Source organism: Nitrosopumilus oxyclinae (assembly GCF_013407165.1).
In the GTDB taxonomy this organism is placed as follows: Archaea; Thermoproteota; Nitrososphaeria; order Nitrososphaerales; family Nitrosopumilaceae; genus Nitrosopumilus; species Nitrosopumilus oxyclinae.
The window spans coordinates 939749-954896 of the sequence record NZ_CP026994.1; the positions used below are offsets into that span (position 1 = coordinate 939749).

General features: G+C 34.0%; 18 protein-coding genes. 11 read left to right on the plus strand and 7 right to left on the minus strand.

What is annotated here, in order from left to right:
• Position 1 precedes the first annotated feature (1 nt).
• Together C5F49_RS05690 and C5F49_RS05695 are read right to left on the minus strand one after the other, a co-directional pair.
• Positions 2–865 (minus strand): NAD(P)H-hydrate dehydratase, encoded by an 864-nt coding sequence (locus C5F49_RS05690; protein WP_179362046.1) that lies wholly within the window; start codon positions 863–865, stop codon positions 2–4.
• Between the two features lie 56 nt (positions 866–921).
• Positions 922–1845: a tRNA (adenine-N1)-methyltransferase gene (locus C5F49_RS05695; protein ID WP_179362047.1), complete on the minus strand. Its 924-nt coding sequence runs from the start codon at positions 1843–1845 to the stop codon at positions 922–924.
• A 167-nt stretch (positions 1846–2012) separates the two neighbouring features.
• On the opposite strand from C5F49_RS05695, the gene C5F49_RS05700 reads away from it, so the two are divergent.
• The 3 genes from C5F49_RS05700 (at position 2013) to C5F49_RS05710 (ending at position 4461) form a co-directional block, all read left to right on the plus strand.
• Entirely contained in the window at positions 2013–3350 is a 1338-nt protein-coding gene (locus tag C5F49_RS05700) for a hypothetical protein (RefSeq protein ID WP_179362048.1), read from the plus strand.
• Between the two features lie 494 nt (positions 3351–3844).
• On the plus strand, positions 3845–4129 hold the full coding sequence (locus C5F49_RS05705; protein WP_179362049.1) for a hypothetical protein: 285 nt from the start codon (positions 3845–3847) through the stop codon (positions 4127–4129).
• Complete coding sequence (locus tag C5F49_RS05710) at positions 4129–4461, plus strand: hypothetical protein (protein WP_179362050.1); 333 nt, start codon at positions 4129–4131, stop codon at positions 4459–4461. Before C5F49_RS05705 ends, C5F49_RS05710 begins: the two co-directional genes overlap by 1 nt.
• Before the next feature lie 541 nt (positions 4462–5002).
• Here the strand turns inward: C5F49_RS05710 and C5F49_RS05715 are convergent.
• Positions 5003–5194, minus strand: a complete 192-nt coding sequence (locus tag C5F49_RS05715) for a hypothetical protein (RefSeq protein ID WP_179362051.1) — start codon at positions 5192–5194, stop codon at positions 5003–5005.
• Positions 5195–5262: 68 nt separating this feature from the next.
• On the opposite strand from C5F49_RS05715, the gene C5F49_RS05720 reads away from it, so the two are divergent.
• The 6 genes from C5F49_RS05720 to C5F49_RS05745 all read left to right on the plus strand — a co-directional run bounded on the left by C5F49_RS05720 (position 5263) and on the right by C5F49_RS05745 (position 7636).
• The gene (locus C5F49_RS05720) at positions 5263–5460 is read left to right on the plus strand and encodes a hypothetical protein (RefSeq protein ID WP_179362052.1); all 198 of its coding nucleotides are present in this window, start codon (positions 5263–5265) and stop codon (positions 5458–5460) included.
• A gap of 51 nt (positions 5461–5511) precedes the next feature.
• Entirely contained in the window at positions 5512–5739 is a 228-nt protein-coding gene (locus C5F49_RS05725; RefSeq protein WP_179362053.1) for a hypothetical protein, read from the plus strand.
• Positions 5740–6181: 442 nt separating this feature from the next.
• Positions 6182–6502, plus strand: coding sequence for a hypothetical protein (locus C5F49_RS05730; protein ID WP_179362054.1), 321 nt, complete (start codon positions 6182–6184; stop codon positions 6500–6502).
• A gap of 89 nt (positions 6503–6591) precedes the next feature.
• Positions 6592–6729: a hypothetical protein gene (locus tag C5F49_RS05735; protein WP_179362055.1), complete on the plus strand. Its 138-nt coding sequence runs from the start codon at positions 6592–6594 to the stop codon at positions 6727–6729.
• 49 nt (positions 6730–6778) lie between these two features.
• Positions 6779–7291, plus strand: coding sequence for a hypothetical protein (locus C5F49_RS05740; RefSeq protein ID WP_179362056.1), 513 nt, complete (start codon positions 6779–6781; stop codon positions 7289–7291).
• A 45-nt stretch (positions 7292–7336) separates the two neighbouring features.
• Entirely contained in the window at positions 7337–7636 is a 300-nt protein-coding gene (locus C5F49_RS05745; protein ID WP_179362057.1) for a hypothetical protein, read from the plus strand.
• Between the two features lies 1 nt (position 7637).
• Here the strand turns inward: C5F49_RS05745 and C5F49_RS05750 are convergent, their stop codons facing one another.
• From C5F49_RS05750 to C5F49_RS05760, 3 genes are all read right to left on the minus strand, one after another.
• On the minus strand, positions 7638–8231 hold the full coding sequence (locus tag C5F49_RS05750; protein ID WP_179362058.1) for a response regulator: 594 nt from the start codon (positions 8229–8231) through the stop codon (positions 7638–7640).
• 529 nt (positions 8232–8760) lie between these two features.
• The gene (locus C5F49_RS05755; RefSeq protein ID WP_179362059.1) at positions 8761–10647 is read right to left on the minus strand and encodes an arginine--tRNA ligase; all 1887 of its coding nucleotides are present in this window, start codon (positions 10645–10647) and stop codon (positions 8761–8763) included.
• A 2-nt stretch (positions 10648–10649) separates the two neighbouring features.
• Entirely contained in the window at positions 10650–11345 is a 696-nt protein-coding gene (locus C5F49_RS05760; protein WP_179362060.1) for a phosphoglycolate phosphatase, read from the minus strand.
• A 90-nt stretch (positions 11346–11435) separates the two neighbouring features.
• Between C5F49_RS05760 and C5F49_RS05765 the strand changes: the two genes are divergently transcribed.
• Together C5F49_RS05765 and C5F49_RS05770 are read left to right on the plus strand one after the other, a co-directional pair.
• Positions 11436–12545, plus strand: a complete 1110-nt coding sequence (locus tag C5F49_RS05765; protein ID WP_179362061.1) for an OBG GTPase family GTP-binding protein — start codon at positions 11436–11438, stop codon at positions 12543–12545.
• Positions 12546–12841: 296 nt separating this feature from the next.
• Positions 12842–13141 (plus strand): hypothetical protein, encoded by a 300-nt coding sequence (locus tag C5F49_RS05770; RefSeq protein ID WP_179362062.1) that lies wholly within the window; start codon positions 12842–12844, stop codon positions 13139–13141.
• Between the two features lie 272 nt (positions 13142–13413).
• Here C5F49_RS05770 and C5F49_RS05775 read toward each other — a convergent pair whose 3' ends face one another.
• Positions 13414–15024, minus strand: a complete 1611-nt coding sequence (locus C5F49_RS05775; RefSeq protein WP_179362063.1) for a collagen-like domain-containing protein — start codon at positions 15022–15024, stop codon at positions 13414–13416.
• Between the last annotated feature and the right edge of the window lie 124 nt (positions 15025–15148).

Below are 15148 nucleotides of genomic sequence, written 5' to 3' on the forward strand. Positions count from 1 at the left end.
CTCACACAATTCTATCAAAAGGCTTCATTACAGATGGAATTTCATCTAAAAGATCCATCGATGTCATGTGTAATCCTAAGCGTTTTTGAGCAGATTTTCCTGCCAATCCATTAATGAATGTAGCAGCTGCTGCAGATTCCAAAGAATTTCTATTATTTGATAACAATCCTGCCACTAATCCAGATAAAACGTCACCAGTTCCACCAACGGTCATAGCAGGAGTTTTTTTCTCATTAAGATAAGTAGTAGTGCCATTAGATACAACATCAGTTGCACCTTTCAGTAAAACAGTAATTCCAAACTCTTTTGCTTTAGATTCTACAAGTTTGATTCTTTCATTTTTTGTGTTTGGTGGTACATCTCCAAACAATCTTTTGAATTCTCCTGCATGAGGAGTAACTACAACATTCTTGTTTGCCAGAAATGGTAAAACATCAGGGATTAATGCACTAGCATCTAGAGATAATCTAACATCCCTATCAAGTAATGACTTTACAAAATGCAACAATGAATTTTTTTCTTGAATTGCCAATCCCATTCCAATTGTTGCTGAATGTAAATTACGGGGTAAAGCGCCAATCAGTTTGTTTACTGCACCTAATGTAAGTTTTTGATCAACTAAAGGAATTACAATCAAATTTGGAGAAACTGCACGAGTTGGAGTAACGTTAACTTTAGGAACAGATGTGTAAACTAGATCAGTTCCGCATTTCAATGCAGCAAGTGAAGATAATATTGGCGCGCCATGGTAAATGTAACTTCCACCAACAACTAGAACAATTCCATTGTCACCTTTTCGGGATTTTGATTTTCTGGCAGGAATAAATTTCTTAACCATTGCAGCAGTCAGATTCTTCCTCACCATACCATACACTCTAAAAAATAGATGAATAAAACTTGTTTTAAAGTATCTAACAATGACTAGGCAGATTTTTTACTTGTCCTTTTTGGGGTTTTTCCACTAGTCTTTTTTGCCGGTTTTGTGATAGTTTTTTTAACAATTTTTGGAGCAGTTTTCTTTGAAGAGTCTGAAACTTTTGCTGCTTCTGCAGATCTTCGAGCCTCTCTACCAAAAAAGGCCTTTCTTGCAAAACAAAGATAAGTTGTATGTCCAATCCCCTGGAAAGAATGTCTGGTTTTTCCCTCTCTGGCCTCTATATTTCGGATGATATGTTCAGTTGATTCAATGTCAGTGAATTCATTTTCAACTAGTGCCATGGTTAATTTTTCTAATTGATTCATAGTAGGACAAATAGCAAACATAGTTCCACTACCCTTCAACATCTGTCTAACTTGAGGAATTACAACCCAAGGATCCCCTAAATCAATAATTGCCATATCCATTTCGTCTAAAGGCATTTTTTTAGCAGTTTTTAGATCAAGATTGTGTTGAGTTACATATTTTGAAACTCCTGCTTTTTTGATATTTTTCTCAGCAATTTTCATAAAATTTTCATCGACATCAAATGTGTATACATGACCACGAGGTTTTACAACACTAGCTACAAACGAAGTTAATGAGCCACTGCCTGTTCCAATCTCTAAGATTTTTTGTCCATCGCCAATCCCAGCTCTTGCAATAATGTATCCAATATCTTTAGGATACACAATTTGTGTACCATGTTGGATTTTCATTACATAATCATACATTGTTGGCTGCAAAAGATAGACGTACTTGTCCTTGTTTGTCATTAATCTAGAACCATATTCTTTGCCAATTGCATCAGAGTGTTTGATAATACCAATGTGAGTGTGGAAGGATTCTTTTTTAGAAATTTTGGTTAACCATTTTTTTGAATTATTGTAGAAGAATAATACTGGAGAATTATTCTTAATTTTAGCCATATATTTTGCCTCAAATTTTTAGATAAGAATCTACTGTTTGACGGACTAAACCAGGGTTTTTTGAATAATCTTGTGCCTATGTTATCTGAAATAACATACAGATGGTAATGTATGAAAATATGCAAATTTTGATTATGAAATTGGTTTGGATGGTGATGCCCTTACTCTTGTTGTTCAGTTTCATTCCTTCTTCATTTGCAGAACCGGAAAATTTGGAACAAATGATGAATTCTGAACAAATTAGTTCTATACAGAATTGTAAAATTGGAATTTATGAAGGACCTTTTTCAAACGGTAGATATTATCTGAATCTTATTCAAAAAAATGAAGACTCTTGCAATCTTGATGGGTTTTCAAAAATTAATGATATTCGTAGATCCTTTGATTGCCAGTTACCCTTTGATTATTTGATAACTTTTGAAGGTTGGAATGATAATGCCATGTGGCCAGAATTTCCAAAACTAGTTCCATTTGCAGATAATTGTCAAGTTTCTGAAAAAGATGAATCTTTATTTTCAAATTATGCTTTTTCTCAAATGAGTGATGAAGAATTAATTGATCTCTTTCAAGAAATTTTAAACATAAAAACAAGAGAAGATTTTTTCACAATATTCTCTTCTGATGTTGAAATTGAACATCTAGGTAGTGAAATGACTACAACATTATTACGAATTGAAGATAAATTAAGTCAGCGAGGTTGGGAACTTTCTTCATATGCAGCTATTCATGAGGATGGTTCAATGATCCCTTATCTGAATATTTTAGAACCTGAAGAATTTCATCGAAAGGTGTTTAGAAGTATCGACATGGAATTATTTTCTGTGGATGTGAAAGAATTGGTAAATGAATACAATGCATTAGTTGATAAATTTGATAAACAGGGAAGCAATCCGGAACTATTAGATATATCTCAAGAATTAATTGATGATATTAATTCTGATCTGTATCAATTTGAAAATATTGTAGTTGTATTACAATATCGCGGGTATGATGGAACGACTGATGTGGAGTTTATAGATGGTTTGCCTTTTGCCACTGTATCTTTTTTTGATAAATATTCTATTGAACCTTTATTCAAAAGACAAATTCCTCAAGGGGCTGTCAATATTTTTGGCACCATGGGATTATTCAAAGAATTAGACTCTGAAGGAATTCCTCTTTCTTATGAAGAACAAGTAATCATGTTAAATTCATCTTCTGCATTAATTGGCACGATATCTTCTTTTAATCACTCTACAGATCCTGATAATGAAATCTCTTTAGGAATGATTTTATCTGCAATAGGAGCATATCACCCGAGTGTGGATAATCTAAAAAGTTCAGAGTCTGAATTATTATCGTCAAAAGAAATCCCTAGTTTGAAAATTCAAGAAGAATCAGGCATAGCTCCATTAGACATTGTTTGTAGACAAGGTTTCCAAAAAATTTTCAAAGTAGATAAATCTCCAGCTTGTGTAAAACCATCAACAATTGAAAAATTAATTGCACGTGGTTGGGCTTACTAAACAGAATTGAATTATTAGTTAAAATCAATTATCCAACCTACTGTTTGACCACAGCAAATCATGTGGCTAAAGTGTGAATAGGTTTAGAATCCAATTCATTTCACGATTTATCTTTTAATGAGTAATTTTGATTTTTTTTCCAAAAATGCTTTTTATTGAATTTTGGACATTCACAAAATCTACAATTAATCCTATTTTCTACAAACTCATGACTGAATCTTGAATAGATTGTTTTTTTGATAGGTCCATGATGATGCCCGTTGAGAAAATGTCCACAAACACATTTGGACCCATAGGAATCTTCTGATTTTTCAAACATAGTATATCGATATTTTTATTCTCCCAACTAGCATATGATAAACAATCCATTAGTCAAACCCAATTATCCAACCTACTGTTTGACGGACTAAATCAGGGCTTTTTGAATAATCTTGTGCCTATGTTATCTGAAATAACATACAGATGGTAATGTATGAAAATCATAAGTGAATTATATGAAAAATGAACCTGTAGACATTAAGAAACAAACACAATATGTCTACATTCCAGGTCTGGATCTTTATGCTGCAAACAAAGTAGGAAAATTGACTCCATATGTTATGATTGTGCTTGGCATTGGACTCCCTGTATTTGGTGTTATGATGTATTTTTTCCCCATGTCTTTAATGCATGTTGTAATACCTGAACTTGCAATATTACCTGTTGCAATGTATTTTATAAAAAAATGGTCAAAAGAATGGAATGAACAATTCACAAAAAACCATACAGGATCTGTCTAATGTCATTTAGAACAATTTTAGAATCTCTCAGATTACACTATCTAGTTTGGTGGGTGCCAATACATGCAGAAGAACATGAAAAGGGAATTACCATAAGTGCAGGTTTAGCTTTATCTGGGGTGATATTATTTTATATTCCTGCACTTATTCTATTTTTCTCATCTGAAATCATTGGCGGTATTAAAAACTCTGTTTTACCAGATTGGGTTTTATCCATACTGACCATAATGTTATTTTTATCTTTTCCAATGACGATAATTGGATACTTACTATATCGTGATGCACTAGGTCATCATAATTCAAATGATTTTAGAGACAAAAACAAAGAATAATCATTCTGTTCAAACCTTCTACAATTTGGCATTGCAGTGTTCTAAACTCTTTTGAGAAATAAACAATATGCTTAATTTTTTAAATTTTAATTCCTACCATTCTTGGTCGGGGTTCTCTAATTGGTCCCATTTGTTTTGAATTATTTTGAAAATATTTCTTTTATTTTTTAATTGAATCATAAATCCATTATGCAAAATTTGTATTTAACCACGACGTAGAAATTATACATAAAAAAATTTCCTCAGATTCCAAACTCTTTTGAGAATAGACTACAGTAGAGCATCATAAACCATCCATTAGTTAAAACAGATTATCCAACCTACTGGTTTTTCTAGACTTTTTACCCATATTGAATATACTGAATTTCAATAAGCTTAAGTTTGGAATTCCCATAGGGGAATTGTGAGTGTTAGAACAAGTGTATTTTCAACAAAGGAACTGGCAATAATTATCGGAATTTCAGTTATCGCATCATCAATACTGTATATCATCTATGTCACAGGCAAATGAGTAGAATCTATAAACCCATTTTGTTGTCAATTATCCAGAATTAATGAATACAGTGGAGTTTGTCACTGTTATCATTTCTGCCATTTTAATTGAAATATTCTCTTTTTTTGAAATTTTCAAAATTTCATCATGGTGTTCTTTATTCAAATGTTTTAGAAATTCACCTTCATCAACATTATTGCATTTGTAACTACATGACGAAAAAATACAGTTAAAATTCAACAACAGTACTCCCCAGTTCTACTAAAAAAATCAATACGCTTAAAATTCATAATTATTTGAGAAAAGTTATGGAAGGTGCAGAAATTGCCAAGCGTGACCATCAGAGAAATAAATCTGAAATTGTAAAACTAGTCAAAGAGATGCTAGGTCTGGATAAATGGGGAGATGAAGAATACAAGAAAAAACTACAAGAATTAGTTACAAAAGATGAAGAATTAGTTCAAGAAGTCATTAGAAAAATAAAGTTAGAAAAAGGCATAGAGTAACACCTGCAATCATTCCAATAACCTTAAGTTCACAAATAATTCAAAAAAGTTGTGAAAGAGATTTTTGTATATTGCAAAACATGTAAGAAGAAAGTCAAAGCCGTGATTTTAACAAAACATGACAAGGAATATGATGAATCAACTAGCAGTTACAAACGATATGGGATGGTTAGAATATTACAACATACTATTGGATTTAGAAAAAACTGCGAAGATACATCTCAAATAAAAGCAATTGTAGAATCAGATTCTAAAGACAGTAATGGTGTAATGACCTAGATGAGAAAAACTTACGTTGCATCGTAATTCAAAGTGTTATTTACCTCAAAAATTAAAGTCATGTGCTGATGATTATTACAACGGGTTCTATCTGATTTCCTCAAATTTGATGAATATTGCCGAATAATGAAGCTATTTCTTGCATATGGAGATAAGACAAGTCTCAAACAATTGCGCATGATTTTTGTGATCGGGCGTTTAGAAATTTAACCTAAAAGTAATTATTTTTGATTCTGGTTTTTTAACAAAAACATAGACGTAAGAGGTTCATTGAGTCAGAGACATCTCGCGGTGTTAGCTGGAAGAGCCCAATGCTCACATAAACTAGTTAATACATTTCAGAGTCTCCATAGTAAAGGAGACTGACTTTTTTTCCAGAATGGAAACAAAAAATCATCTAGTTCAAACAGTATTTTAAGACCAAACAAGACAATATATCAAATTGACCGAAATTCAACTAGCCGGATCAGGTGGATGGATTAATGCAGATCTTACTGATGAGCAAGTAACAAAATCAAAACTTGTTCCAAATATAGACAAGCATTTTTTAGCATCACTTGAAAAATTAGATACTGCAAAAATGTCAAAACACTTTTGCAAACAATGTAATTCAGAGTTTAATGGACCAACTCAAATACAAATTGAGGAACAGCCAAACGAAGCAGTTGCAGATGGATTAACTTTGATAGAAAGAGGACAATACACATGTCACAAGTGTAACTCTATTATCGGAGAATACAGAGTATTTCAGAAATCTGAATAACCCATACTAAATTATTCTGAACTTTATTATTTTCATCTCCAGCCTAAATAATGCGCATTAATTAAATACGGCAATTCTATACTAACATCATGTCAAATCAAAAATGTGTATCATGTGGAATTGGTTTCTTCTCCCCAACAGGAGCAGAGAAATGTTCCAAATGTGCAGGTAAAGAATCAGAAGGCCATGGCGGACATGACTCTTGTGGTTGTGGACACAGCCATTAATTCTTTTTTTCTATAACATGGATATATCAGATAAGGAATAACCAGACTCATGGCAAAAACACCTCAAGAAATGAAAAATTTGGTTGAAGAATTTATCAAAGTTACAAAAATCAATTATGAAGATCAAACTGAAAAAATCAAAGAGAAGAGCAAGATCATAGATTGGCAGTTTCATGTAGGTAGCAATGTCATTGTCAGCAAAAATGCAAACCGGGAAGACAGAGTTCACATCAATGTAAACATGAGATTCCCATCCCAAGATTCAAAATTACTAGTTATGAAAAACCCATCATTTTCTAAAGCAATTATGGAAATAAGTGAGATTTGTACAACATGTGGTGTTGGGCATCAATGGATTAAGGCGGGAGAGGATATTGCAGGATTAGCCATATTTTCCCATGTAGATGAGCAATCACTAGACAGGATCTCATTTCATAGTGCATGGGATAATGTGGCAAGAGTGTCAGGGCATGTTCAAAAAATTCTTCGCTCAAATTTAAGTGGATTTTCAGCTCAAAACAACACTACTGATGCAACAATTGACAAATCAATGTACGGGTAAGAGAACCGAAATGAACATACACTAGTAAAATGGAGCAAAAATGAAATGATTTCCTTCGAACACAGAGTATTAAGTGAATATAGAATTAAAATAGCAAAAATTGAGACACTTGCAAAATCCATTTTATCCCACAAGGATCCTAAAAGTGATGAATCTAAAGGTGCATCAGAATTTCTAGATGTTTTAATTAATGAGACAGATAAATTTTATGAAAATAATAGTACTGTACTATCAAACAATGGTAAAAGACCACATGCACGCTCTCGTCTTGCAGAAACTAAAGAGTGGAACGAGAATGTCGAGAAATATTATGAGAAGAACCCTAGACGAAAACCAAGGAAATAGATTAAACCTGTTGAGATAATTTTTGAATATGAGTAAGGTCGTTTTCGGCTGCCAAGATTAATGCTTTTTGCATTTCCTGTTTATATGCTTCAAGATTATTCTCATCATTTTTAAGAATTTTACTTTCTTGTAATACAGGCAAGTCTTTGAAATTTTTGTATTGATCATGCGTCATTACACAAGTGTATGAATTTGGATCATCTTTGAATGAATATTGAATTTTAAACGGCATTGTGGTGTGTGTCTCCTCCAATATCGTTTCAACCAAAGTATTTACGTCGACTGGTTTGAAAATGATTTTGTTAGGCTCCAAAGCATCTACCCCATCACTCATTGACGGAGAAGCCCCTCCAGTAACAATTAGTACAACACTTTTTGGATCTATTTTTCTGAGTTCTTTTAATGCATACAGCCCATCATATTTTGGCATCATCAAATCAAGTAAAACCGCATCAGGATGTAGTTTGTCGTATAATTCCACACATTCTAATCCATTGTAGCCTTTACCAACTACATTAATTCCATATATCTCTAAAAGTTCAGACATTGAATATACAATATCCTCATTATCATCAATTACAATTACAGATGTCATTTTGATCCCATGCCCATCCCTAATTTTGATCGATTATGAAATTAACAGGTGTCTGTTTGATAAAGAAATAACACAATAATAACAATAGATTAGGTACATGTATTTAAAATAATATTTTCATACTTTTTACGAAAATATGAAGTTTGTTTAAACATCCAATATGTGGTTGATTAATCAAAAGCGAGATTGGAAGAACTGAAGAGTCTCTCCCAATCTCATGAAGATTGGAGAGAATCCATTCTTCATAATTGCGTTTTGATTACCCGATTTGGTAATCGCGATTTTTGGAATCACGCAACAATTAACCAGCATAGTGATGTAAAAACTAGATGATTTTTTTAAAATAATAAAATTTGTGCATTCATAGATATTTTACAAAACAATTCAATTCTCTAATGATTTTTGTAAAGTAAAGTTTATTGGAGTAAAACAAATCACAGTAAATAATTGGTTTGCACGCCAAGATATTCTATAGGGCTTCGGCTCAATAGGATATCCCTAGGAAGGGACCAGTTTTCTTCCTAGGACATTACATTCTATCAGGAGATTGAATTCCCAAAAGATCCAAGGCCTTTTCTAAAACAATTTTAAATGAATTTACCAAACATAGACGAGAATTCTCCAATTCCACATCACCTAATTCAAGAACTTTGGATTTTTCATAAAATGAATTAAATGAAACTGCTAAATCATAACAGTATCGTGCAATAACTTTTGGAGATAGATTTTTGGCAGCATCTCTAACCTGTAGATTGAATAGACCAATATTTTTAATCAAATCTAATTCTGATTTTTCATTCAATAAAGTAAAATCAACATTAATAGTTGGAATGCGACCAGATTTCTCCAAGATTCGTGATGCTCTTGCATGAGTATATTGGATGTATGGAGATGTATCCCCCTCCAAGCTAAGAGACTTTGTCAAATCAAATGTTATTATTTTATCTAAATCCTGTTTTATCATCTCATATCGAATTGTACCAACAGATACTGAGTGAGCGATTGTTTCAATTTCAGAATCATCCATTTCAGGATGTCTTCGTTTTGTTTCTTCCTTTGTTTTCTCTTTTAGAATATTATAAACGGAATCAGCTGAAACATACAATCCTTTTCTACCAGACATTTGTGCTTGTTTGCCATCAGTTTCAAGTCCCAAAGTTTTTGCAGTATCTGAACTCAAAGTTACGGACTCGTATCCCAGATGATTGTATGCATCAGGAACAGATTTGAATTTACCCATCAAACCAGTGATAATTTTTTGTAATCTAGCCTGACGTGAATCAATTACAGTGACAACTTTCTCAGCAGTAAAATCTTTGGAGATTTTTTCAGTATTCTTCAGGGTAGTCTGCCACAAGACTCTAGAATTTGGCTGCTCTTTTTCATATTTTTCATAGTTGAAAGGATCCTTGATCAGTCCAAGTTTCCAGGCAGCATATGGGATGTCTTTTGCAATGTATGTAGCAGTTCCATTACTACGAACTATCACCTTATCTTCTTCTTTGCCATCTCCACGAATAACCCAACATCCATTATTCTTACCTTCATTTTCAAATTCAATTAGATTCATCTCTTTGAGTTTTTCAAAGATTTCATCCCATAACCCTGAACGAATTATCTGGGATTCAAAATTTAGACAATCATAAGTTACGCCAAAGTTCCAACAAGTTTCTAGCTGTCCGGCTAAAACCCGTCGAGTTATCTTATCTCCAAACTTTGCAGTTTCAGAATCCCCATCTTCTAATTCTTTTAGAACATTTTTTCTGATTTCCTCTAAACTAGAATCTTGTTCATATTTTTCAGTAGTTTTAACATAAACATCATCACCACAATAATGATCAAACTTTTTTCCATCAGGAGGCTCTTGGGCATATCCAAAGTGTTTGAATCCAACTATAATGTCAGCTACCTGTAATCCCGAATCATCAATGTAGTTTAGTACATTTACTTTGTAATCGGCTTTCTTTAAAATTCTAGATACCGTATCCCCGATAATGATATTTCTAATATGTCCAATGTGTAGTGCCTTGTTAGGATTAACACTAGTATGCTCAACTACAACACTAGAGCCATTACCAATTTCAACATCACCACAGGTATCAAGATAAGATTCAGATAAAATCAACTGATTTAGTTTATCCCAATTTGCAAAAAAGTTAAGATATCCAGATGGATGAGCCTCAGATTTTAATACAAGCATACTAGTGCAATCAGAATATTTTGAAGAAAGAATTTCAGCAATTTCTTTAGGACTTTTCTTTAGTTGTTTTGCAAGTAAAAATGAAACATTAGAGCTTACATCTCCAAAACCAGGTTTTGCAGGCTCTACAGAAAACATCACATCAGAAATTGACAAGTCAGATAATATTTTGTTGAGATTATTTTCAATTTCATCAAGAATAGATTTGAAAGTCATTTCTATATTTCAGATAATATAGGTGCTAATTTATCTAATGCCTCAAGAACTCCATCTCCCGCATGGGCCGACATCACCATAGTTGCCTCAGATTTTACATGATCAGATGCATTACCTAATGCAATACTTGTTTTAGACACCCGGAATAATGGAATGTCAGTTGCACTATCCCCAATTGCAATCACATCATCAGCAGAAATAGATAATTTTTCCATGATTTTAGTAAACCCTGTCCCCTTGTCAATTCCTGGTGAATTAATGTGGTATGCATATTGGCTATCAGATAATTCAACTGAAATATTTTTTTCTTTTAACAATTTTCTTGCCAAATCCAAATCAAATGTTCTCTCCAAAACAACTTCAGTCATTCTTGGAAAAACATGTTTTTCTTGTACGTGTTCAATATTATTTTGAATTATTTCAAATGCTTTTTTGCACTCATCCATATTTCCAAGCAAAATATGTTCATCAGAATCAATTGTAATACATCCACCATTCTCACCTACTGCAATTTTTGTTGTTCCACCAAAAACAGATAAAAGATATCCTTCAACTGAAGACCTTCCAGTTACAAAAATTACATTATGTCCCATGGTAGTTAATCGACGCAATGCTTCAAGTGCTTCAAGATGAATTCTACCCCCACCATTTTCAGTAATAGTTCCATCAATATCTACTGCAAATGTTCTCTTTTTCATAAGAATCGTTTTTTGAACCGAATAATATTTGCTACTAAGTGCAAGTTATACGGTTTTATTTGTAAAGAAAGTGAAAAGGAGTGAACAGTATTGGGAATTCCTGAAAAAATTAAATCCATTCAAGATGAAATGGCAAAGACTCAGATCAACAAGGCTACTGAGAAGCACATAGGTTTACTCAAAGCAAAGATTGCCAAGCTCAAAAGAGAGCAAGAAGATGAGGTTGTCAAAAAATCTGGAAAGAAAGAAGATGGATTTGATGTAAGGCGAAGTGGGGATGCAACTGTTGTTTTTATTGGATTGCCAAGTGTGGGGAAATCAACCCTGTTAAACAAAATGACTAGTGCAAAATCAACGGTTGGAGCTTTTCAGTTTACAACATTAACTGTAGTTCCAGGGATGATGGAGTATAGAGGTGCAAATATCCAAGTATTAGATCTTCCAGGAATCATCAAAGGGGCATCTTCAGGTAAAGGATTAGGGAAGAGAATTCTTTCAGTTGCAAGAACTGCAGATCTTGTGTTACTAGTGTTAGATGTGTTCCAGCCATTCCATGAGGATGTATTAGTAAATGAATTAGGAAATATAGGAATTAGATTAAATCAATTGCCACCAAACATTACAATTGAAAAAGCATCAATGGGCGGAATTGCAGTTGCTCAACAAGTAAAGCTTACAAAAATTTCAGTAGATCATCTCAAAGATATTTTACACCTTTATGGTTTAGTTAGTGCGCGTGTTGTAGTTAGAGAAGACGTGACATCAGAGCAGTTAGCTGATCATATTGCAGGAAACATTAGTTATTCTAAAGCATTAACTATTCTAAATAAAATTGATCTAGTCGATGATGCATTTCTAAAAGATTTGAAAACAAAAATCAAATCAGAGGTAATAGAAGTATCTGCAAACTCAGATACCAACATCGAGTTGCTTAAAGAAAAAATATATGAAAAATTAAAGTTCATTAGAATTTACTTGAAACCAAAAGGAGGCGAAGCAGATTTCAAAGAACCGCTAATTGCAAGAGAAGGAGACACTGTAGAAGACATTTGTAATAAACTACATCGAAGATTAAAACGAGAATTCAGATATGGGTTAATTTGGGGAAAGAGTGTAAAGTTTGGAGGGCAACGTGTGGGTTTGAATCACATAATGATTGATGAAGATGTGTTAACAATCATCAAAAGACGTGGGGCATAATCAAAAATAGATCGGAATAAATTACAACATTAATTTTTGTAAAAAAATTAAAAACAAACTACAAAAAAATAATTTTAAAAAAAATAATCAATATTGCGACTAAAATACATCACAAATGAAAAAAATTAGACGAATAATTGTTCTTGTGGCAAAGAAATTGTTTGTAAAAGTAAAAAATAGAAAATTTACGATCAAAATAAAATAAATTCAAATAAAATTACTTGACAATTTGTAATCAAATTGTGTAAATTTCTTTAGTTTAACCACTGAAAAACGATGAAATTGCGGAATTCTGTATGGCTACAAAAAGAAAAGCTGCAACTAAACGTAGATCAACTAAAAAATCTACCGCAGCAGCTCCAAAACGAAAAGCTACTAGAAAAACTGCAGCAAAGAAAGCAGCTCCAAAGAGAAAGGCAGCTCCAAAACGCAGAGCCGCTCCAAAGAGAAAAACTGCAGCAAAGAAAGCAGCTCCAAAGAGAAAGGCAGCACCAAAACGCAGAGCCGCTCCAAAGAGAAAAGCAGCTCCAAAGAGAAAGGCAGCTCCAAAACGCAGAGCCGCTCCAAAGAGAAAAACTGCAGCAAAAAGACGATAATCTAGTCGATAAATTAACAATCGTCAAAATGACGACGAATTGTTTTCATTTTTCAAATTTCAAAATAGTGTTAACTCTAAATTAATTAAAAATATAAGAATACAACAGATTAGTTTTTTACAACACTACAAAACATATCCATCAATAAAGAAAAAATTAAAAATCTAAAAAAATGAAATTATTAAAATAAAGTTTACAAAAAATAAAACCAATTTACAAATTTTAATATTGAAAATAAATTATTAAAATAATTAAATTAAAAAATAAATTTCTCAATAAAGATAACTCATCAATTTTATTTGTTCTTCAGTAGTAATTACATTTTTGTCAGTTAACATTTCCAGTAAATCTTTGAAGAGTGCTTTCTGTTCTGCAGACATTCCACCAGATGGACCTTTTTCTCCAGGAGAACCTGGCGGACCTCTTGGGCCTGGTGGACCTACTGGACCTTGTCCCCCTACTGGACCTTGTTCACCAATGGAACCTATTGGACCAGTTGGGCCACGTTCACCTTGTGGACCTTGAATTCCTTGTGGACCTTGTGGACCTTTTTCTCCTGAAGGACCAGTAGTTCCACGTTCACCTTGAGAACCTTGTGGACCTTGTGGACCTTTGTCACCAGGTGCACCTAGAGGACCAGTTTGACCTTTTTCTCCAATGGGACCAATGGAACCTTTGTCACCTTTTTCTCCCTGAGGACCAGGAACTCCAGTTAATCCTTTAGAACCTGCTGGACCTTGTGGACCTTGTGGACCTTTTTCTCCGATAGGACCCTCAACACCTTTGTTTCCTTTTTCTCCTAGTGGACCAGGGGGGCCGATTGGACCTTTGTCACCAAGTGGTCCGGCAGGACCAGTTAATCCTTTATCGCCATGTGGTCCAGGAGGACCTAGTGGACCTTTGTCACCAGGAGGACCTAGTGGACCTTTTTCTCCGATTGGTCCAGGACCACCTTGAATTCCTTTTTCTCCTTGTACACCAGATAATCCAGTTGGACCTTTTTCTCCGGGCGGTCCGGTTGGACCAGTTAATCCTTTATCGCCAGAAGATCCTTGTGGACCATCATCGCCCTTATCACCAGGGACACCACGTAATCCAGTTGCACCTTTATCACCAATTAATCCAGTTGGACCTTTTTCTCCTTTGTCACCAAGTGGTCCTTTTAATCCAGAAGGACCTTTGTCACCAAGTGGTCCAGTTGCTCCTTTGTCACCTTTTTCACCAGGAGGACCAACAATTCCTTTATCTCCTTTATCTCCTTTATCTCCAGTAATTCCTTTATCTCCAGTTAATCCTCTATCGCCAGAAATTCCTTTATCTCCTTGAGGACCTTTGTCACCAGTTGCTCCTTTGTCACCAGGTTGACCTTTAGGACCTTCAGGACCTTTAATGCCCATTGGTCCTTGTTGTCCAGGTGGGCCGATTGGACCTTTGTCACCAGGAGGACCAGGAGGACCGTCAGGACCTTTGTCACCAGGAGGACCGGCTGCTCCAACAACATTTGTTTTTGTAGAACGTGTAGGTTTTTGATTATCAGCATTTGTTTTTGTTTCAGATTTTATTTCAGACTGGGTTGATGATCTAGATAACGGAACTTCAAACACAGTATGCAATGAAGAAAATAAATCAGTAACAACAATCCAAACACGATTAAGATTAGATACAGATGATGGAAGTGGATTTGTAGGAGAGCCTAGAGTTTCAGAAAATAATCCATCTTTTACTCTGAGATGGAAATTGCCTCGCCATAAAGTTGAAAATTGCTTTGAACGAATATCATCATCTGAGGGTCTACTATCAGTAATTGCAATTTGAGCTTCATAGACACCAGATTGTTTGAATGGTGCCTGTCCTTGAATCTCTAAACGTGGCTGAGATGACACAAACGTTTGTTAATATTTCAAGTATTTCTGTATTTAGATCGCAAAGTTCTATTTGAAATCAAGTACGATCAAGATTAGGCGCAATTAAGGTTGGTATTTATCTAGATAAAATGCCTATTTGAGC

Bases quoted from the DNA above. Each gene is read 5' to 3' on its own strand.
- C5F49_RS05690 (WP_179362046.1), bottom strand. From the start codon at position 865: ATGGTGAGGAAGAATCTGACTGCTGCAATGGTTAAGAAATTTATTCCT.
- C5F49_RS05695 (WP_179362047.1), bottom strand. From the start codon at position 1,845: ATGGCTAAAATTAAGAATAATTCTCCAGTATTATTCTTCTACAATAAT.
- C5F49_RS05705 (WP_179362049.1), top strand. From the start codon at position 3,845: ATGAAAAATGAACCTGTAGACATTAAGAAACAAACACAATATGTCTAC.
- C5F49_RS05710 (WP_179362050.1), top strand. From the start codon at position 4,129: ATGTCATTTAGAACAATTTTAGAATCTCTCAGATTACACTATCTAGTT.
- C5F49_RS05720 (WP_179362052.1), top strand. From the start codon at position 5,263: ATGGAAGGTGCAGAAATTGCCAAGCGTGACCATCAGAGAAATAAATCT.
- C5F49_RS05735 (WP_179362055.1), top strand. From the start codon at position 6,592: ATGTCAAATCAAAAATGTGTATCATGTGGAATTGGTTTCTTCTCCCCA.
- C5F49_RS05740 (WP_179362056.1), top strand. From the start codon at position 6,779: ATGGCAAAAACACCTCAAGAAATGAAAAATTTGGTTGAAGAATTTATC.
- C5F49_RS05745 (WP_179362057.1), top strand. From the start codon at position 7,337: ATGATTTCCTTCGAACACAGAGTATTAAGTGAATATAGAATTAAAATA.
- C5F49_RS05750 (WP_179362058.1), bottom strand. From the start codon at position 8,231: ATGACATCTGTAATTGTAATTGATGATAATGAGGATATTGTATATTCA.
- C5F49_RS05755 (WP_179362059.1), bottom strand. From the start codon at position 10,647: ATGACTTTCAAATCTATTCTTGATGAAATTGAAAATAATCTCAACAAA.
- C5F49_RS05760 (WP_179362060.1), bottom strand. From the start codon at position 11,345: ATGAAAAAGAGAACATTTGCAGTAGATATTGATGGAACTATTACTGAA.
- C5F49_RS05770 (WP_179362062.1), top strand. From the start codon at position 12,842: ATGGCTACAAAAAGAAAAGCTGCAACTAAACGTAGATCAACTAAAAAA.